Source organism: Cellulomonas sp. P4_H12 (assembly GCF_056400905.1).
On record NZ_JBFUKJ010000008.1, the window covers coordinates 108677 to 127917 of the forward strand.

Below are 19241 nucleotides of genomic sequence, written 5' to 3' on the forward strand. Positions count from 1 at the left end.
CCAGCAGCACGAGCCTGAGGACACCCGCATGAGCGAGGCATTCGCCGCCGCCGAGCCGCTGCTCGCCGAGCACGCGCAGATCGAGGCGCAGCTCGCCGACCCCGCCGTGCACGCCGATGCCGCGAACGCGCGGAAGCTGGGCCGGCGGTACGCCGAGCTCGGCCGCGTCGCGCAGGCGTACACCGCCTGGAAGGCCGCGTCCGACGACGCCGACGCCGCGGCCGAGCTGGCCGAGGCCGACGAGAGCTTCGCCGCCGAGCTGCCCAGCCTGCAGGCGGCCGCCGACGCCGCGTCCGCCCGGCTGCGCGAGGTGCTCATCCCGCGCGACCCCGACGACGCACGCGACGTGATCCTCGAGGTCAAGGCGGGGGAGGGCGGCGAGGAGTCCGCCCTGTTCGCCGCCGACCTGCTGCGGATGTACACGCGGTACGCGGAGAAGATGGGCTGGGCCACGCAGCTGCTCGGTGCGACCGAGTCGGACCTCGGGGGCTACAAGGACGCCCAGCTGGCCATCAAGGCACGCGGCACGGTCGCGCCGGAGGACGGCGTCTGGGCGCACCTGAAGTACGAGGGCGGCGTGCACCGCGTCCAGCGCGTGCCGGTGACCGAGTCGCAGGGCCGGATCCACACGTCCGCGGCCGGCGTCCTCGTCTTCCCGGAGGCCGAGGACGAGGCCGAGGTGGCCATCGACGCCAACGACCTGCGCATCGACGTGTACCGGTCGTCCGGTCCCGGCGGCCAGTCGGTGAACACCACCGACTCCGCCGTTCGCATCACGCACCTGCCGACGGGCATCGTCGTGTCGATGCAGAACGAGAAGTCGCAGCTGCAGAACCGTGAGGCCGGCATGCGCGTGCTGCGTGCCCGGATCCTGGCCGCCCGCCAGGAGGAGGCCGCCGCCGCCGCGAGCGAGGCGCGCCGGTCGCAGGTCCGCACGGTCGACCGCTCGGAGCGCATCCGGACGTACAACTTCCCGGAGAACCGCATCGCCGACCACCGCACGGGCTACAAGGCGTACAACCTCGACACCGTCCTGGGCGGCGAGCTGGGTCCCGTCGTGCAGTCCGCGATCGACGCCGACGAGGCCGCGCGGCTGGCGGCGGCGGGGGACGCGTGACCGCCCCCGACCTGCGCGCGCTGGTCGAGGGCGCGACGCGCCTGCTCGCCGAGGCGGGCGTGACCTCGCCGCGGCACGACGCGACCGCACTCGCCGCGCACGTCCTCGGGCAGGAGCGCCTGGAGCTCGTGCTCGCGCCTCCGGTGCCCGAGGGCTTCGCGGAGCAGTTCGCGGGTCTCGTCGAGCGGCGACGGAACCGCGAGCCGCTGCAGCACATCGTCGGCACCACCGGGTTCCGGTACCTGACGCTGCTGGTCGAGCCCGGCGTCTTCGTCCCGCGGCCGGAGACCGAGGTGGTCGCGCAGGTCGCCATCGACGAGGCGGCCCGGCTCGACCACCCGCTCGTCGTCGACCTCTGCTGCGGTGCCGGGGGCATCGCCGTCGCGGTCGCCACCGAGGTCCCCGCGGCCCGGGTGGTCGCGGTGGACCTGTCGCCGGAGGCCGTGGACCTGACGCGGCGGAACGCCGCGCACAACGGGGCGACCCTGCGCGTCGAGCACGGGGACGTCGCCGACCCGACGCTGCTGAGCGAGCTCGACGGCACGGTCGACGTGCTCGTGGCCAACCCGCCGTACATCCCGCCGGACGCGGAGCCGGTGGACCCCGAGGTGCGCGACCACGACCCCGACCTGGCCCTCTACGGCGGCGGGATCGACGGCCTCGACGTGCCGCGCGCGGTGCTGCGGGCGGCCGCGCGCCTGCTGGTGCCGGGCGGGCTGCTCGTCATGGAGCACGCCGAGGTGCAGGACGCCGCCGCACGCGCCGACGCCCTCGCCACCGGCGCCTTCGTCGACGTCGAGTCGCGCCCGGACCTGACGGGCCGGCCGCGGATGCTGGTCGCGCGCCGTGGCGCACACCTCCACGTGACAGACTCGGCGCCGTGAACGACCGGATCACCCCCGCGAGCGACCCCACGACCTGGGGCCCGGCGCTCGACGAGGCAGTCAACGTCCTGTCCCGCGGCGGGCTCGTCGTGCTGCCGACGGACACCGTCTACGGGATCGCGGCCGACGCCTTCACGCCGCCGGCCGTCCAGGCGCTCCTGGACGCCAAGGGCCGAGGCCGGCAGATGCCGCCGCCCGTGCTGATCCCGGACGTGCGCACGCTCGACGGCCTGGCCACCGACGTGCCCGCCGGTGCCCGCGCACTGGCCGAGGCGTTCTGGCCGGGCGGCCTCACGCTCATCGTCCGCGCGCAGCCGTCGCTGGCCTGGGACCTCGGGGAGACCCGCGGCACGGTCGCGCTGCGCGTGCCGGACCACGAGACCGCCCTCGCCCTGCTGCGTCGCACGGGGCCGCTCGCGGTCTCGAGCGCGAACACGACCGGCTCGCCGGCCGCCGTCACGGCGCAGGAGGCCTACGACCAGCTCGGCGCCTCCGTGGCCGTCTACCTCGACGGCGGCGACGCCCCGGGGAAGGTCTCGTCGAGCATCGTCGACGCCACCGGGGAGACGCTGCGGCTGGTCCGCGCCGGAGCGCTGACCCTCGAGCAGCTGAACGAGGTCACCCCGGTCGAGGGGCCCACCGCGTGAGGGTCTACCTGCTCGCCCTGCTCATCTCCGCCACCGTGGCGTACCTGATGACGCCGCTGGCGCGCTGGTGCGCGCTGCGCTGGGGGGCCATCACGGCCGTGCGGGACCGGGACGTGCACGCGATCCCGACGCCCCGGCTGGGGGGCATGGCGATGTTCGCGGGCATCCTCGTGGCGATCCTCATGACGAGCCGGCTGCCGTTCCTCGAGAACGTGTACGCCAACCCGCGACCGCTCATCGGCATCGTCGGGGGCGCGGCGATCGTGTGCGCGCTGGGGGTCGCCGACGACATCTGGGACCTCGACTGGCTCACCAAGCTGATCGGCCAGGTGCTGGCCGGCGTGTTCCTGGCGTGGCAGGGCGTGCTGCTCTACCAGCTGCCCACGGGGAACGGGCAGCTGCTCGGGTCCACCCGGATGTGGGCGTTCCTCACCGTGCTCACCGTGGTGATCGCCATGAACGCCGTCAACTTCGTCGACGGGCTCGACGGCCTCGCGGCGGGGGTCCTCGCCATCGGCGGCACTGCGTTCTTCCTGTACGCGTACCTGCTGACGGCCGGCGCCAACCCCGGCGCGTACGCCAACGCCAACCTCGCGGCCCTGGTGCTCGCGGTGCTGGTCGGCGCGTGCGTCGGCTTCCTGCCGCACAACGTCTATCCCGCCCGCATCTTCATGGGCGACTCGGGCGCGATGGTCCTGGGGTTCGTCTTCAGCGCCGCGGCGATCGTCGTCACGGGCCAGATCGACCCCGAGCAGGCGCTGGTCCGCCAGCGCTTCCCCGCGTTCCTGCCGATGCTCCTGCCGTTCGCGGTGCTGCTGCTCCCGCTGCTCGACATGGGCCTCGCGATCGTCCGGCGCGTCGGCGCCGGCAGGTCGCCGTTCCACCCGGACCGCATGCACCTGCACCACCGCATGCTGCAGCTGGGCCACTCCCACCGGCGCGCGGTCGCGATCATGTACGTGTGGACCGCGGTCTTCGCCTTCGGGGTCGCCGCGCTGGTCCGCTGGTCGACCACGGTGGTCCTCATCTCCTTCGGCGCGGCCGTGCTCGCCGCCACCCTGCTGACGCTCGGGCCGCTGCGCGGCCGGGCCGCCACACCGCCTCTGGAGGCTGCAACCCGATGACCGCCACACCGTCCAGCACCGACCTCGTCTTCCGCCAGGCGCTGCGCGACATGCTCGTCCTGCTCGGCGTCCTCACGGTCGTCGGCGTGCTCGTCGGCTACCTGGTCGACGGGCTCTCCGGGGTCTGGGGAGCACTCATCGGGGTCGGCGTCGCGTTGCTCTTCTCGGGCACCACGGTGATCTCCGTGCAGCGCACGACGCGCTCCGCCCCGGCGACGATGATGGCGGTCATCCTGGGCGCCTGGCTGGTCAAGATCGTCGTCGTGATCGCGCTGCTCGTGGCCCTCAAGCCGCTCGACTTCTACAACCCGCAGGTGCTGGCCGTCGTCATGCTCGCGGGCGTCATCGGGTCGGCCGTCCTGGACGCCCGCGCGGTGTCCCGCGGACGGGTCGGCTACTTCGAGCCGGCGGCCGGTCCGACACCCCCTCAGGGGCCCTCCGGGGGCGCTGTACCAGGTCCGGACCAAGCCCGTTCATAGGTTAGGCTTCCTCCCATCCAAGACGGCCCGACGCCGTGCTCGTGCCCGCACTGAGGCGGCACTCGGCGCCCACGACCACAGGAGACCGCCCTGTTCAGCCTTGCGACGATCCTGCCGCTCGCCGCGGAAGAAGACGGCAGCGGGGGCTTCCACGCCCCCTCGCTCATCGACTTCTTCCCGCCGGCCATCTGGTTCGAGGGCACACCGTTCGAGATCAACCGGATCATCCTGGTCCGGTTCATCGCCGTCATCGCGCTCCTGCTGCTCTTCGTCATCGGCGCCAAGCGCGCGAAGCTGATCCCCAGCCGGTTCCAGAGCGTCCTCGAGATGGGCCTCGACTTCTGCCGGAACTCGATCGCGTACGAGATCCTGGGTGAGAAGGAGGGCAAGAAGTACGTCCCGATGATCACGACGATCTTCTTCGCCGTCTTCGCCTTCAACATCACCGGCGTCATCCCGTTCCTCAACATCGCGGGCACCTCGGTGATCGGGCTGCCGATCATCTTCGCGCTGTGGGTCTACGTGATGTACCAGTACCAGGGCGTCAAGAAGTTCGGCGTCGGCGGCTACCTGAAGCACAGCCTGTTCCCGCCGGGCGTCCCGTGGCCGATCTACATCCTGCTGACCCCGGTCGAGGCCCTGCAGGTCTTCATCCTGCGGCCCGCCACGCTGGTCATCCGACTCCTGGCCAACATGCTCGCCGGCCACCTGCTGCTGGCGCTCTGCTTCGCGGCGACGTCCTTCCTGCTCTTCGAGGCGTCGGCCGGGCTCAAGCTGTTCGGCGCCGTGACCTTCGTCGCCGGCTTCGGGTTCTTCCTGCTCGAGGTCTTCGTCGCGGCGCTGCAGGCGTACGTCTTCGCCATCCTCACGGCCGTCTACCTCCAGATGGCGACCGTCGAAGAGCACTGATCGACCCGCGACGGCCTGATCCCGGGTCCGTCGCCCGCAACGGACGCGCCGAGCGGCGCGCAGATGAAAGGAACCAGATCCAGTGGAAATCACCGGTCTCGCCCTCGTCGGCTACGGTCTCGCGGCCATCGGCCCCGGCATCGGCCTCGGCATCCTGTTCGGCAAGACGATCGAGGGCATGGCGCGTCAGCCTGAGATGTCCGGCCAGCTCCGCTCCACCATGTTCATCGGTCTGGCGTTCATCGAGATCCTCGCGCTGCTCGCCATCGCCACGCCGTTCTTCTTGAAGTGATCGCCGCGCAGCTCGCCGCTGCCGCGCAGAGCGTGGTGGCGGCCACCGACACGGAGGACATCAACCCCCTCCTGCCAGAGACCTACGACATCGTCTGGTCCCTGGTCATCGTGGTGATCATCGGCCTCGTGTTCATCAAGTACGCCTTGCCCAAGTTCCAGGCGATCCTCGACGAGCGCGCGGAGAAGATCGAGGGCGGGATCCAGCACGCCGAGGCCGCTCAGGCCGAGGCCGCCGCCCTGCGCGCGGAGTACGAGCAGCAGCTCGCCGACGCGCGCACGGAGGCCGCCCGCATCAAGGAGGCCGCCCGCGCCGAGGGCGGTGCCATCGTCACCGAGCTCAAGGCCAAGGCTGCGTCCGAGGCCGCCCGCACCCTCGAGACGGCCCAGCGCCAGATCGAGGCCGAGCGTCAGCAGGCGGCGGTCTCGCTGCGTGCCGACGTGGGCGCTCTCGCCACCGACCTCGCCTCCAAGATCGTCGGCGAGTCGCTCGAGGACGCCGCGCGGCAGTCGCGCGTGGTCGACCGCTTCCTGGCCGAGCTCGAGGCGTCCACCGCCGCCACGAGCGCGAGCAAGGAGAACTGATGCGCGGCACGAGTCTGGCGTCCCTGTCCGCGGCACAGGTCCGGTTCGAGCCGGTCCTGGCCGCGGCGGGCGCGGAGGCGATCACGCTCGGCGAGCAGCTGTTCGCCGTCGTGGACGCGCTGGACTCCTCGGGCTCGCTGCGGCGGACCCTGTCGGACCAGTCCATCGAGCCGGGCGCCAAGGCCGGTCTCGTGGCGGGCGTGCTCGCGCGGTGCGACAAGCGGGTCGTCGACGTGGTGACCTTCCTCGCGCAGGCGCACTGGTCGTCGGCGGAGGACCTGGTCGATGCCATCGAGCAGCTGGGCTTCGACGCCCTGCTCGTGTCGGCGCAGGCCAAGGGCGAGCTCGAGCGGGTCGAGGACGAGCTGTTCCGCATCACGCGGTCGCTCGTCGGCCAGCGCGAGGTGCGCCAGGCGCTCTTCGACCCCCGGGTCCCGGGCGACAAGCGCGCGGACCTCGCGTCCGGCTTCCTCGAGGGCAAGGTCGCCGACGCCACCCTCGCGGTGGCGCGGCGCGCGGCACAGGCCCCCCGGGGTCGCCGCTTCGTCGCGACGCTCGGTCACGTGGCCGACCTCGCGGCCGCCCGTCGTCAGCGCCTCGTGGCGTCCGTGACCTCGGGCAGCGAGCTCTCGCCCGCCCAGCTGGAACGTCTGGGCGGCATCCTGCAGCAGGCATACGGGCAGGACCTGCAGCTCAACGTGACCGTGGACCCCGAGATCCTCGGGGGACTGCGCATCCAGGTGGGCGCGGACGTGGTCGACTCGACCGTGCTCGCCAGGCTCGCCGACGCACGACGACGACTTGCCAGCTGAGTATCGGCCCCAGGCCGGTCCCTTGAACGACGTGCACGACACTTCGACCGCCCGACCGGCGGTCACGACAGGAGAAGAGCAATGGCTGAGCTGACGATCCGGCCGGACGAGATCCGGGCCGCGCTGGACAGCTTCGTGAAGTCCTACGAGCCGACCGGTGTGGTCTCCGAAGAGGTCGGTCGCGTGACGCTGACCGCCGACGGCATCGCGCAGGTCGAGGGCCTGCCCGGCGCGATGGCCAACGAGCTGCTCCGCTTCGAGGACGGCACGCTCGGCCTCGCGCTCAACCTCGACGTCCGCGAGATCGGCGTCGTCGTCCTGGGCGAGTTCACCGGCATCGAGGAGGGCCAGGAGGTCCGCCGCACGGGCGAGGTCCTCTCCGTCCCGATCGGTGACGGGTACCTCGGCCGCGTCGTCGACCCGCTGGGCCAGCCGATCGACGGCCTGGGCGAGCTGAAGACCGAGGGCCGCCGCGCCCTCGAGCTGCAGGCCCCCGGCGTCATGCACCGCAAGTCGGTCGACGAGCCGCTGCAGACCGGCCTCAAGGCCATCGACGCGATGATCCCGATCGGCCGCGGCCAGCGCCAGCTCATCATCGGCGACCGCCAGACCGGCAAGACAGCCATCGCGATCGACACGATCATCAACCAGAAGGCCAACTGGGAGACGGGCGACCCGAAGCAGCAGGTCCGCTGCATCTACGTCGCCATCGGCCAGAAGGGCTCCACCATCGCCGCCGTCCGCGGCGCCCTGGAGGAGGCCGGCGCGCTCGAGTACACGACCATCGTCGCGGCGCCCGCGTCCGACCCGGCCGGCTTCAAGTACCTCGCGCCCTACACCGGCTCGGCCATCGGCCAGCACTGGATGTACCAGGGCAAGCACGTCCTCATCGTCTTCGACGACCTGTCCAAGCAGGCCGAGGCCTACCGCGCCGTGTCGTTGCTGCTCCGCCGCCCGCCGGGCCGCGAGGCGTACCCCGGCGACGTCTTCTACCTGCACTCCCGTCTGCTCGAGCGTTGCGCCAAGCTCTCCGACGAGCTGGGCGGCGGCTCGATGACGGGTCTGCCGGTCATCGAGACCAAGGCCAACGACGTGTCGGCTTACATCCCGACCAACGTCATCTCCATCACCGACGGCCAGATCTTCCTGCAGTCGGACCTGTTCAACGCGGACCAGCGCCCGGCCGTCGACGTCGGCATCTCGGTGTCCCGCGTCGGTGGTGCCGCGCAGGTCAAGGCGATGAAGAAGGTCTCCGGCACGCTGAAGCTGGACCTCGCGCAGTTCCGCTCCCTGGAGGCGTTCGCGATGTTCGCGTCCGACCTCGACGCGGCGTCGCGCGCGCAGCTGACCCGTGGCGCCCGCCTGATGGAGCTGCTCAAGCAGGCGCAGTACTCGCCGTACCCGGTCGAGGACCAGGTCGCGTCGATCTGGGCCGGCACGAAGGGCAAGCTGGACGACGTCCCGCTGGCCGACGTCCGCCGGTTCGAGACCGAGCTGCTCGACCACCTGCGCCGCAACACCGAGGTCCTGTCGACCATCGCGTCGTCCGGCAAGCTCGAGGACGACACCGAGAAGGCTCTCGGCGACGCGATCGACGAGTTCCGCAACGGGTTCCTCGTGGGTGACGGCTCGACGCTGGTCGGCTCCGTCGACGACGGCGCCGAGGTCGAGGTCGAGCAGGAGCAGATCGTCCGGCAGAAGAAGGGCTGACCGTGGCAGGTCAGCAGCGCGTCTACCGGCAGCGGATCCGGTCGACACAGTCGCTGAAGAAGATCTTCCGCGCGATGGAGCTCATCGCTGCCTCGCGCATCGGCAAGGCGCGGGACCGGGTGACGGCGGCGACGCCGTACTCCCGGGCGCTGACCCGTGCGGTGTCGGCCGTGGCCACGCACTCCAACGTGACCCACCCGCTCGTCACCGAGCGGACGGACACCAACCGGGTCGCGGTCCTCGTCGTCACGTCGGACCGCGGCATGGCCGGCGCCTACTCGGCGAGCGCGATCCGCGAGGCCGAGCGCCTCATCGGTCGCCTCACCGAGGCGGGCAAGGAGCCGGTGGTCTACGCCGTCGGTCGCCGCGCCATCTCGTACTACGCGTTCCGCGGGCGTGAGCTCGCGGAGCAGTGGTCGGGCAACTCGGACGCGCCGTCGGTCGAGACCGCCACCGAGATCGCGCAGACGCTGCTCGCGGCGTTCCAGGCACCGGTGGACGAGGGCGGCGTCTCGGAGCTGCACGTCGTGTTCACGAACTTCAAGAACATGGTGTCGCAGACGCCGCGCGTGATCCGGCTGCTCCCGCTCGAGATCGTCGAGGGCGTCGAGGCGCGCGACGAGAACGAGGTGCCGCCGCTGTACGAGTTCGAGCCGTCGCCGGAGGCCGTGCTGGACGCGCTGCTCCCGATGTACGTGCGCAGCCGCATCTACACCTGCCTCCTGCAGGCCGCGGCCTCCGAGCTCGCCGCCCGCCAGCGGGCGATGCACACCGCGACCGAGAACGCCGAGGACCTGGTGCGCATGTACACCCGGCTCGCCAACCAGGCCCGCCAGGCCGAGATCACCCAAGAGATCAGCGAGATCGTGTCGGGCGCCGACGCGCTCGCCTCCTAACACTGGAGAAACCATGACTGCTACCACCACCGAAGCGGCCGTCGAGCACGCGTCCGGCCCCGGCGTGGGTCGGGTCGCGCGGGTCATCGGCCCCGTCGTCGACATCGAGTTCCCGTCCGACCAGATCCCCGAGATCTACAACGCGCTCCAGGTCGACATCGACCTGTCGGCGCAGGGCGAGGGCGAGGCCGAGGGCGCGACGACGATGACCCTCGAGGTCGCCCAGCACCTCGGCGACTCGCTCATCCGCGCCATCGCGCTCAAGCCGACCGACGGCCTGGTCCGCGGCGCGCTCGTGCGCGACACCGGCGAGGCGATCTCCGTGCCCGTCGGCGACATCACCAAGGGCCACGTCTTCAACGTCATCGGCGAGGTGCTCAACCTCAAGGAGGGCGAGAAGCTCGAGATCACCGAGCGCTGGCCCATCCACCGCAAGCCCCCGGCCTTCGACCAGCTGGAGTCGAAGACCCAGATGTTCGAGACCGGCATCAAGGTCATCGACCTGCTGACGCCGTACGTGCTCGGCGGGAAGATCGGCCTCTTCGGCGGTGCGGGCGTCGGCAAGACGGTCCTCATCCAGGAGATGATCCAGCGCGTCGCGCTCAACCACGGTGGTGTGTCGGTGTTCGCCGGTGTCGGCGAGCGCACCCGTGAGGGCAACGACCTCATCGTCGAGATGGAGGAGGCCGGCGTCTTCGACAAGACGGCGCTCGTCTTCGGCCAGATGGACGAGCCGCCGGGCACCCGCCTGCGGGTCGCCCTGTCCGCCCTGACGATGGCGGAGTACTTCCGCGACGTGCAGAAGCAGGACGTGCTGCTCTTCATCGACAACATCTTCCGGTTCACGCAGGCCGGTTCCGAGGTGTCGACGCTGCTCGGCCGCATGCCGTCCGCGGTCGGCTACCAGCCGAACCTCGCCGACGAGATGGGCATCCTCCAGGAGCGCATCACCTCGACGCGCGGTCACTCGATCACCTCGCTGCAGGCGATCTACGTGCCCGCCGACGACTACACCGACCCCGCGCCGGCCACGACGTTCGCGCACCTCGACGCGACGACCGAGCTGTCCCGCGAGATCGCGTCGCGCGGTCTGTACCCCGCCGTGGACCCGCTCACCTCCACCAGCCGGATCCTCGACCCGCGCTACGTCGGCCAGGCGCACTACGACGCCGCGACCCGCGTGAAGTCGATCCTGCAGCGCAACAAGGAGCTCCAGGACATCATCGCGATCCTCGGTGTCGACGAGCTGTCGGAGGAGGACAAGACGGTCGTCGCACGCGCCCGCCGCATCCAGCAGTTCCTCTCGCAGAACACGTACATGGCCGAGAAGTTCACGGGTGTCGTCGGTTCGACGGTGCCGCTCAGCGAGACGGTCGAGGCCTTCGGCAAGATCGCTGACGGCGAGTTCGACCACATCGCCGAGCAGGCGTTCTTCAACATCGGTGGCCTCGAGGACCTCGAGCGCAACTGGGCCCGCATCCAGAAGGACTACGGCGTCTGAGCACGCCCCCGCGGGGCGCCGTCGCTGACGGCGCCCCGCGCAGTCCCGCACATCATCGAAGGAGGGTCTCGTGGCAGAGTTCGAGGTCGAGATCGTCGCGACCGCCGGCAAGCTGTGGTCCGGAACTGCCTACATGGTCTCGGCCAAGGCGGGCGAGGGTGACATCGGCATCCTGGCCGGTCACGAGCCCGTGCTGTCCGTGCTGCAGCCGGGCGAGCTCCGCGTGTTCCCCACGCAGGGCGCCCAGCCGAAGCGCTGGCAGGTCGAGGGCGGGTTCCTGTCCTTCGACTCGAACCACCTGACCGTCGTCGCCGAGGACGTCGTCGAGGGCGCACGCCCCGCGACGCCGGCCGCGCACTAGGTCGTCGCCACGGTGAGCGGGGTCGTCGTCACACTCGGGTGTGTGGTCGTCGTCCTGCTGCTCGCCGTCGCCGCACTCTGGGTCTCCCGGGTGCACACGCTCAACCGCCGGGTCGGGTCGTTCCACTGCGCAGTCGGCCGCACCGCCGACGGGCCCTGGTCGTCGGGCGTCGCGCAGTACGGCACGGACCGGCTCTACTGGTGGCGGTACCGGTCGCTCGCCACCCGTCCGCGGGCGCGCTGGCAGCGCCTGGGCCTCACGGTGGTGGAGCGGCGCGAGCACGGCGCCGGGCAGGTCGTCGTGACGTGCCGCCCGGGGTCGTCCACCGAGACGGTCCAGCTGCTCATGAGCGCCGAGGCGTACGCCGGCCTCACGTCGTGGATCGAGGCGACGCCCTCGCGCGTCGGCTCGGTCATCTGAGCTCCACCCCCCACTCCGGAAGAGATCCGATGCGCCTCGTCGTCGCGTCCTGCTCCGCGCGCTACAGCGGTCGCCTCAACGCCCACCTCCCGCTGGCCACGCGCCTGCTGGTCGTGAAGTCCGACGGCAGCGTGCTGCTGCACTCCGACGGCGGCTCGTACAAGCCCCTCAACTGGATGAGCCCGCCGTGCACGCTCGCGGTGTCGGAGCCGTCCGACGAGGCCCGGGCGGCCGGCGTCACCCAGGTGTGGACCGTGCAGCACCAGAAGTCGGACGACCGCCTCGAGATCGAGCTGTACGACGTGCAGCACGACTCGGCGCACGAGCTGGGCGTCGACCCCGGGCTGGTGAAGGACGGCGTCGAGGCCCACCTGCAGGAGCTGCTCGCCGCACAGATCATCCTGCTCGGCACCGGCCACACCCTGGTCCGCCGGGAGTACCCGACGGCCATCGGCCCGGTCGACATCCTTGCCAAGGACCCGTCCGGCGGCACGGTGGCCGTCGAGATCAAGCGGCGCGGCGACATCGACGGTGTGGAGCAGCTCACCCGCTACCTCGAGCTGCTCAACCGCGACCCCCACCTCGCGCCGGTCCGCGGCGTCTTCGCCGCGCAGGAGATCAAGCCCCAGGCGCGCGTGCTGGCCACGGACCGCGGCATCGGCTGCCTGGTCCTCGACTACGACGCCATGAAGGGCGTCGACGACTCCGGCTCCCGCCTCTTCTAGCCGTCCCACGTCACACCGCCGGACTCTTGAACGTGTTCAGTTGAACGTGTTCAAATGACTGCATGAGCGAGGACACCAAAGCACTCGTGCGGGCCACGGCCCTCCGGCTGTTCCGTGAGCGCGGCTATGCGGCGACGACCATGCGGGCGATCGCGCAGGAGGCCGGCGTCGCCACCGGCAACGCGTACTACCACTTCGCCTCCAAGGACCACCTGGTCCAGGAGCTCTACCTCGACGTCACGCGGGAGCAGGCCGTCCGCGCCCGGCGGGTGCTGGCCGAGGGCGGCGACCTGACGACCCGGCTGCGGGGCGTGATGCTCGCGGCGGTCGACGCCTTCGCCGAGTACCACGCGTTCGGCGCGGAGTTCGTCACGGTCGCCATCCGGCCGGGGTCTGCGGCGAGCCCGTTCTCCGCCGAGTCGGCCGAGTCCCGGGAGCTGAGCCAGGCGGTGTTCCGGGAGCTCGTCGAGGGCGCGTCCCCCGCGGTGCCCACCAGCCTGCGCGCCGAGCTGCCCGAGCTGTTGTGGCTCGCGCAGCTCGGCGTGACGCTCTTCTGGGTCTACGACGGATCGCCGGGTCAGCGTCGGACTCGGACGCTGGTGGAGGGGGTCGCGCCCCTGATCGGCCGGCTGGTGCGGCTGTCCCGGCTGCCGGTCCTGCGCGGTGCGTCGGAGGACGTCCTGGCGCTCGTGCGGGCGGTGCGCGCGTGAGCGAGCTGACGCCGGCCGCCGCGGACGCGGTCCGGGCGGTCGTCGGGCTCGGTGCCGTCGTCGTCCTGCCGCTCGGTCTGCGGCTGCTGGGGGACCGCACGGTGCCACGGTCGCGGTCGCTGCTGTGGCCCTCGGTCGGGCTCCTCGCGGCGGCGAGCGTCTGGCTCCCCGTGGGCGTGCGCGCAGCGGTCCTCGCGGTGCCGTTCGCTCTCGCGTCGGCTCTCCTGGCGGCGTGCGCCCTGCGCGTCCGCCTGCTGACGACGGCGGTCGCGCTGGCCACTCCGCTGGTCGGGGCCCTCGCGCTGGTGGCCGAGCGGGCGGGCTGGGGGCTGCTGGGGTTCTCGGGCGACTACCTGGCGCTGACCGTCCCGCACATGCTGTTCGCGGGGTTCGGCGCGTGCCTCGTGGTGGGACTCGTGGCGCACGCGACGGCCTCGCCGTTGACGCGCCTCGCGGCGACGACCGTCCCCCTCGGCGTGCTCCTCGTGCTGGCGGGCTACTTCATCTCAGACGTCGCCGAGCTTCTGGGCGCCCTGGTCCTCACGACCGGTCTCTGGTGTGCCGCCGCCGCCACGGTCGGGCTCGCCGGGTCGGTCGCGGCCCGGGCGCTCCTGCGGGTCGGCGCGGCGACCGTCGTCGTGTCGATGCTCCTCGCGCTGTGGTGGGCGGTCGGGGAGGCGAGCGGCCTGCCGCACCCGAGCCTGTCGTGGATGGCCGCGACGCATGGCCTCGGCAACGCGCTCGGCTTCGTCCTGTGCACGCTGCTCGGGCTGCGGCTCCTCCCGGCCCCTCCCGAGAGGACCGGGCTGACGTACAGCCAGGTCGGCGCCACCCGGGTCGGTCCGCTGCCGGCCGGCTACCGGCACCTGCGCGTGCGTCACCTGCTGATGCCGGGCGCGACGCCCGACGACCTGGCCGCGCTCGGCGACGCCCTGCTGCGCTGGCGGGTGCACGAGGCGGCGCTCGTCGAGGTGCTCCCGGACGGTCCGGAGGCGATGCCAGGACTGCGGGTCGTGAGCCGTCCCGGGATCGGTCCCGCGTCCTTGTCGGTGCCGTGCGAGGTGGTCTGGGTCGAGCGCGGGCCGGACCGCGTGGGGTTCGGGTACGGCACCCTGCCCGGGCATCCGTTCCGCGGCGAGGAGGCGTTCACCGTGGAGCGCGACGAGGCGGGAGACCTGTGGTTCGTCGTCACGGCCTTCTCGGTGCCTGACCGGTGGTGGGTGCGGCTCGCCGGGCCCCTCACGGTGGTCGCGCAACGGCTCTACCTGCGGGTGCTCGCGCGGGGGGCCCGTCGGTTGGCCGGCATCCGGCAGCTCCGGGGCGTGTCGTGAGCGCCCCGGGCGTCCGGGGCGGCGGCGCGATCACCGCGCTGTGCCTGCGCTGCCTGGCCGTGCTCGCGGCGGTCAATGCCACGGCGGTCGTCGTGGCGCTGCTCGTCGGCGGCGCCGAGTCGTCGGGCGAGATGACCTCCGGGATCTACCTGCTCTTCGTGGCCCTCATGGTGGCGTGCGTCCCGGTCGCCGTGGTCGGCATACCGGCCGGCCTCCTGCTCGCGAACCTGCTCCAGCGGTCGTCCCGCGAGTGGGTGCACGTCACGGCCTTCGCGGTGGTCGGCGCGGCCCTGTCCGTCACCCTCTTCGCGACGCTGAACCTCGTGGGCGCCATCCCCTGGTTCGCGCTGGTCGCCGCTGCCGAGGGAGCGATCGGCGCCGGCGTGGCGCGGTGGTGGACCGGTCGGGTGCACCTGAGGCGGGAATCGTGGTCCGACGCGCAAGGAGCATCGCTGCCATGGGGAAGGATTGGCCCGTGAGCACCGACACCTCCCTCGTCCTGCGCGGTCGGCTCGTCACCCCTCGGGGCGTGATCGACGACGGGGTCGTGGTCGTCGACGGCGCCACCCTCGTCTGGGTCGGCCCCGTCGACCGCCTGCCGCCCGGGTGGTCGGCCCCGGAGCCGAGCGGCATGACGATCCTGCCGGGGCTGGTGGACCTGCACTGCCACGGGGGCGGCGGCTCGAGCTTCCCGGACGCGGTCGACGCCGACGACGCCCGGCGTGCGGTGGACGAGCACCGCCGGCACGGCACCACGAGCCTGGTGGCATCGCTGGTCACCGCCCCGGCGGACGTCCTGCTCGAGCGCGCGGCCCTGCTCGCCGGCCTGGCGGACGCCGGTGAGATCGTCGGCATCCACCTCGAGGGGCCGTTCCTGTCGGCGGACCGCTGCGGCGCGCAGAACCCCGCGGACATGCAGACGGGCGACGCCGCGCTGGTCCGGCGGATCGCCGGGGCCGCCGGCGGGCACCTGGTGACCATGACCGTGGCACCCGAGGTGCCCGGCGCCGAGCAGGCCATCGAGGCCCTGGTCGACGTCGGCGCCGTGCCGTCGATCGGGCACACCGACGCGTCGGCGGAGCAGGTGGACGAGGCAGTCGACCGCGGGTTCGACCTGCTGGCCGCGCGCCGCAACGGTCGGCTCACCGCCACGCACCTGTTCAACGGCATGCGCCCCCTGCACCACCGCGACCCCGGACCGATCGCCGCGTGCCTCGCGGCCGCCGCCCGAGGGGAGCTGGTGGTGGAGCTCGTGGCCGACGGGACGCACCTGGCCGACGGGACGGTTCGCTCGGTCTTCGACCTGGTGGGTCCCGGATCGATCGCGCTCGTCACCGACGCGATGGCGGCCGCGGGCATGCCCGACGGCGCGTACCGGCTCGGCCCCATGGAGGTGTCGGTCGCGGGCGGCGTCGCGCGCGTCGTGGAGGAGAGTGGCCGGCCCGGCGCGATCGCCGGAGGGGTCGCCCACCTGCTCGACGTCGTGCGCAACGTCGTCGCCGCGGGCATCCCGCTGGAGGACGCCGTGCTCGCCGCCGCGACCACGCCGGCCGACGTCCTGGGTCGGCGGGACCTCGGGGCCCTCGCCGCGGGGCGCCGTGCCGACCTCGTCGTGACCGACGACGACCTGCGGCCCGTCCGCGTCCTGCGCGGCGGAGCCTGGGTCTAGAGCTCGGGCCCGATCACCGCAGCTCGGCGCCCTCTCTCCGTGGCGCGGCGGTGCTGGTGCGCGTCGTGAGCACCGGCGCGAGCAGGCGGGTCTCGGCGGGCTCGTTCCCGGTGAGCCGGCCGATCGCCATGTCGACGGCGACGCTGCCGATGGTGTGCGCGGGGATGTCCACGGCCGTGAGCGGCTGGGTCTGGCCGAGCGCCACGTCCTGCGGGCAGACCGCGACCACGGAGACGTCGCCCGGCACGTCCTTGCCGCGGGCGCGCAGCGTCTCGAGCACGGCCGGCAGCGCGACCTCGTTGTGCACGATCAGCGCGGTCACGCCCGGCAGGGCCGCCAGAACCTGGTCGACGGCCTCGACCGCGCCGGTGTACGACGACTCGCAGGTCTCGAACACCGAGTCGATGCGGAGCCGCGTCGCCTCCTGCGTGAACCCGCGCACGAGCCGGGCGGCATACGTCGTCCCGCGGCTCAGCACCGCCCGCGGGGAGCCGATGAGCGCGATCTGCCGGTGCCCCAGCCCGGCCAGGTGGTCGACGGCCGTGCGTCCGACGGCCTCGAAGTCCAGGTCGACGCAGGAGAAACCGGTGGCGTCGCGGGGGAGGCCGATGAGGACGGCAGGCTGCCGCTGCCGGCGGAGGATGGCGAGCCGCGGGTCCTCGGCCTCGACGTCCATCATGATCACGGCGTCGACCATCGAGCCCGCGGCGACGCGCTCGATGCCGTCGTGGTCGTCCTGCGTCAGGAGCAGGACGTCGTGCTTGTACGACCCCGCGCGCGTGACCACGCCCGTGACGAACTGCATGATGACCCCGACGTTGACGTCGACGCGCAGCGGGGCCATGAGCGCCAGCACCTGGGTGCGCTGCGACGCCAGGGCGCGGGCACCGGCGTGCGGTCGGTAGTCGAGGTCCTTGACGGCGCGCTCCACGCGAGCGCGAGTGTCGGCGGAGATGGGGCGCTTGCCGGAGAACGTGTAGGACACCGTCGACACGGAGACGCCGGCCGCCCGCGCCACGTCGTCGATCGTCACCACGCGCTCGTCCCCTCGTCGACTTCCCGAAGCCACCCTAGCGAGTCGAACGGTCGTCGAAACGCTGCTCCGGCGGGCCGTCTCCTGGACAGGGTTCACGCCGACATCTACGGTGTTCTCACCATCGAATCGCTTCGATGGTCGCTCCTCCACGCGAAGGCGGCCCGATGAGGTTCACGGACGGCTACTGGCGGCACCTCCCGGGCGTCACGGTCCTCCGCCCCCGCGCCGTGGTGGACGTCGTCGTCGGCGACGACACGCTCACCGTGCACGCGTCGTCCGTGCCCGTGATCTCGCGCGGGGACACGCTCGACGCGGCGCTCGTGACGGTGGCGTTCGACAGCCCGATGGACGACGTGATCCGGGTGCGCATCGAGCACCACCGGGGGAGCGTCGCCCGAGGTCCGTCCTTCGAGGTCGCCCACGCCGCGGCGGACGTCACGGTGGCCCAGGGGTCCAACGGCGGCGTCGCGACCTTTCAGGCCGGCGGACTCACGGCGCGCATCGCGACGCTCGGGCCGTGGCACGTCGATTTCGAGGCGGATGGTCGGGTGTTGACGTCGTCGTCGGCGCGGTCGGTGGGGATCGTCACCGATGCGGCGGGTGATTCGTTCGTGCACGAGCAGCTCGCCTTGGGGGTGGGTGAGCACGTGTATGGGTTGGGGGAGCGGTTCGGGGCGTTCGTGAAGAACGGGCAGTCGGTGGACATCTGGAACGCCGACGGGGGCACCTCCAGTGAGCAGGCGTACAAGAACGTGCCGTTCTACCTCTCGGATGCCGGCTATGGGGTGTTCGTGGACCACCCGGGGCGGGTGTCGTTCGAGGTGGGTTCGGAGGCGGTGTCGCGCACCCAGTTCTCGGTGCCGGGGCAGAGCCTGCAGTACTACGTGATCCACGGTCCGACCCCCAAGGAGGTGCTGCGCCGGTACACGGCGCTGACGGGTCGCCCGGGGTTGCCGCCGGCGTGGTCGTACGGGTTGTGGCTGTCCACGTCGTTCACCACGGACTACGACGAGGCCACGGTGACCTCGTTCGTGGACGGCATGGCCGAGCGTGGGTTGCCGTTGAGTGTGTTCCATTTCGACTGCTTCTGGATGCGGGCGTTCCACTGGAGCGACTTCACCTGGGACCCGGCCACGTTCCCCGACCCCGAGGGCATGCTGGCCCGGTTGCACGCCAAGGGGTTGCAGGTGTGCGTGTGGATCAACCCCTACATCGCGCAACGCTCCGCCCTGTTCGAGGAGGGCCGCGCGGGTGGGTTCCTGGTCAGGCGGGCGGACGGGTCGATCTGGCAGACCGACCAGTGGCAGGCCGGCATGGGCCTGGTGGACTTCACCAACCCGGCCGCGGTGGCCTGGTTCCAGGGGCACCTGCGCCGGCTGCTGGCTCAGGGGGTGGATGCGTTCAAGACGGATTTCGGCGAGCGGATCCCCACCGACGTGGTGTGGCATGACGGGTCGGACCCGGCGCGGATGCACAACTACTACACCCACCTGTACAACCGGGCCGTGTTCGACCTGCTTGTCGCCGAGCGGGGTGAGGGGGAGGCGGTGCTGTTCGCCCGGTCGGCCACGGCGGGTGGGCAGCAGTTCCCGGTGCACTGGGGTGGGGACTGTGAGTCCACGTTCGTGTCCATGGCCGAGTCCCTGCGCGGCGGCCTGTCCCTGGCCGCCTCGGGGTTCGGGTTCTGGAGCCACGACATCGGCGGGTTCGAGGGCACCCCCGACCCGGCGGTGTTCAAGCGGTGGGTGGCGTTCGGGATGCTGTCCTCGCACAGCCGCCTGCACGGCTCCAGCTCCTACCGGGTGCCGTGGGCGTTCGACCAGGAAGCCGTCGAGGTCACCCGGGCGTTCACCCGGCTCAAGCTGTCCCTGATGCCCTACCTGGCCGCCGCCGGCCGCCAGCCACCACCACGACGCGCCGGTGCCCCGCGCCCGGAGGAGCAGGAGGACCGACGCCAGCAGCGTGAGCGTCCCCAGCGGCTCGAGGAGGGTCAGGCGCTCGGCATACGCAGCCGCCGACGAGACCGCATACGCC

21 protein-coding genes are annotated in these 19241 nt (G+C 72.1%); 20 read left to right on the forward strand and 1 reads right to left on the reverse strand.

What is annotated here, in order from left to right:
- Positions 1–28 precede the first annotated feature (28 nt).
- From prfA to AC1DQC_RS06515, 19 genes are all read left to right on the forward strand, one after another.
- Positions 29–1117, forward strand: coding sequence for a peptide chain release factor 1 (gene prfA, locus AC1DQC_RS06425; protein WP_477050387.1), 1089 nt, complete (start codon positions 29–31; stop codon positions 1115–1117).
- On the forward strand, positions 1114–2001 hold the full coding sequence (gene prmC, locus AC1DQC_RS06430; RefSeq protein WP_477050388.1) for a peptide chain release factor N(5)-glutamine methyltransferase: 888 nt from the start codon (positions 1114–1116) through the stop codon (positions 1999–2001). Before prfA ends, prmC begins: the two co-directional genes overlap by 4 nt.
- Positions 1998–2648, forward strand: coding sequence for an L-threonylcarbamoyladenylate synthase (locus tag AC1DQC_RS06435; RefSeq protein ID WP_477050389.1), 651 nt, complete (start codon positions 1998–2000; stop codon positions 2646–2648). Before prmC ends, AC1DQC_RS06435 begins: the two co-directional genes overlap by 4 nt.
- Positions 2645–3772: a glycosyltransferase family 4 protein gene (locus AC1DQC_RS06440; RefSeq protein WP_477050390.1), complete on the forward strand. Its 1128-nt coding sequence runs from the start codon at positions 2645–2647 to the stop codon at positions 3770–3772. Before AC1DQC_RS06435 ends, AC1DQC_RS06440 begins: the two co-directional genes overlap by 4 nt.
- Positions 3769–4251 carry a hypothetical protein gene (locus AC1DQC_RS06445; protein WP_477050391.1) on the forward strand — a complete coding sequence of 161 codons (483 nt, stop codon included), beginning with the start codon at positions 3769–3771 and terminating at the stop codon, positions 4249–4251. Before AC1DQC_RS06440 ends, AC1DQC_RS06445 begins: the two co-directional genes overlap by 4 nt.
- Positions 4252–4437: 186 nt before the next feature.
- The gene (gene atpB, locus AC1DQC_RS06450) at positions 4438–5160 is read left to right on the forward strand and encodes a F0F1 ATP synthase subunit A (protein WP_477050408.1); all 723 of its coding nucleotides are present in this window, start codon (positions 4438–4440) and stop codon (positions 5158–5160) included.
- A gap of 82 nt (positions 5161–5242) precedes the next feature.
- The gene (atpE, locus tag AC1DQC_RS06455; RefSeq protein WP_370504580.1) at positions 5243–5452 is read left to right on the forward strand and encodes an ATP synthase F0 subunit C; all 210 of its coding nucleotides are present in this window, start codon (positions 5243–5245) and stop codon (positions 5450–5452) included.
- Positions 5449–6036 (forward strand): F0F1 ATP synthase subunit B, encoded by a 588-nt coding sequence (locus tag AC1DQC_RS06460; RefSeq protein WP_477050392.1) that lies wholly within the window; start codon positions 5449–5451, stop codon positions 6034–6036. Before atpE ends, AC1DQC_RS06460 begins: the two co-directional genes overlap by 4 nt.
- Positions 6036–6848 carry a F0F1 ATP synthase subunit delta gene (locus tag AC1DQC_RS06465; RefSeq protein ID WP_477050393.1) on the forward strand — a complete coding sequence of 271 codons (813 nt, stop codon included), beginning with the start codon at positions 6036–6038 and terminating at the stop codon, positions 6846–6848. Before AC1DQC_RS06460 ends, AC1DQC_RS06465 begins: the two co-directional genes overlap by 1 nt.
- Before the next feature lie 81 nt (positions 6849–6929).
- On the forward strand, positions 6930–8558 hold the full coding sequence (gene atpA / locus AC1DQC_RS06470; RefSeq protein WP_477050394.1) for a F0F1 ATP synthase subunit alpha: 1629 nt from the start codon (positions 6930–6932) through the stop codon (positions 8556–8558).
- A 2-nt stretch (positions 8559–8560) separates the two neighbouring features.
- Positions 8561–9454, forward strand: coding sequence for a F0F1 ATP synthase subunit gamma (locus AC1DQC_RS06475; protein WP_477050395.1), 894 nt, complete (start codon positions 8561–8563; stop codon positions 9452–9454).
- Between the two features lie 13 nt (positions 9455–9467).
- Positions 9468–10955, forward strand: coding sequence for a F0F1 ATP synthase subunit beta (gene atpD / locus AC1DQC_RS06480; protein ID WP_477050396.1), 1488 nt, complete (start codon positions 9468–9470; stop codon positions 10953–10955).
- A 70-nt stretch (positions 10956–11025) separates the two neighbouring features.
- On the forward strand, positions 11026–11316 hold the full coding sequence (locus AC1DQC_RS06485) for a F0F1 ATP synthase subunit epsilon (RefSeq protein ID WP_477050397.1): 291 nt from the start codon (positions 11026–11028) through the stop codon (positions 11314–11316).
- Positions 11317–11358: 42 nt separating this feature from the next.
- The gene (locus AC1DQC_RS06490; protein ID WP_477050398.1) at positions 11359–11736 is read left to right on the forward strand and encodes a DUF2550 family protein; all 378 of its coding nucleotides are present in this window, start codon (positions 11359–11361) and stop codon (positions 11734–11736) included.
- A 29-nt stretch (positions 11737–11765) separates the two neighbouring features.
- The gene (gene nucS, locus AC1DQC_RS06495) at positions 11766–12461 is read left to right on the forward strand and encodes an endonuclease NucS (protein ID WP_477050399.1); all 696 of its coding nucleotides are present in this window, start codon (positions 11766–11768) and stop codon (positions 12459–12461) included.
- Between the two features lie 62 nt (positions 12462–12523).
- Complete coding sequence (locus tag AC1DQC_RS06500; RefSeq protein WP_477050400.1) at positions 12524–13171, forward strand: TetR/AcrR family transcriptional regulator; 648 nt, start codon at positions 12524–12526, stop codon at positions 13169–13171.
- Positions 13168–14502, forward strand: a complete 1335-nt coding sequence (locus AC1DQC_RS06505) for a YndJ family transporter (RefSeq protein WP_477050401.1) — start codon at positions 13168–13170, stop codon at positions 14500–14502. Before AC1DQC_RS06500 ends, AC1DQC_RS06505 begins: the two co-directional genes overlap by 4 nt.
- Complete coding sequence (locus AC1DQC_RS06510) at positions 14499–14981, forward strand: hypothetical protein (protein WP_477050402.1); 483 nt, start codon at positions 14499–14501, stop codon at positions 14979–14981. Before AC1DQC_RS06505 ends, AC1DQC_RS06510 begins: the two co-directional genes overlap by 4 nt.
- Complete coding sequence (locus AC1DQC_RS06515; protein WP_477050403.1) at positions 14960–16171, forward strand: N-acetylglucosamine-6-phosphate deacetylase; 1212 nt, start codon at positions 14960–14962, stop codon at positions 16169–16171. The genes AC1DQC_RS06510 and AC1DQC_RS06515 overlap by 22 nt, the downstream gene beginning before the upstream one ends.
- A 13-nt stretch (positions 16172–16184) precedes the next feature.
- On the opposite strand, the gene AC1DQC_RS06520 is transcribed toward AC1DQC_RS06515, so the two are convergent.
- Positions 16185–17207: a LacI family DNA-binding transcriptional regulator gene (locus AC1DQC_RS06520; RefSeq protein WP_477050404.1), complete on the reverse strand. Its 1023-nt coding sequence runs from the start codon at positions 17205–17207 to the stop codon at positions 16185–16187.
- A gap of 164 nt (positions 17208–17371) precedes the next feature.
- On the opposite strand from AC1DQC_RS06520, the gene yicI reads away from it, so the two are divergent.
- Positions 17372–19241, forward strand: a 1870-nt coding sequence (gene yicI / locus AC1DQC_RS06525; RefSeq protein WP_477050405.1) for an alpha-xylosidase, incomplete at its 3' end; no start/stop codon positions are given.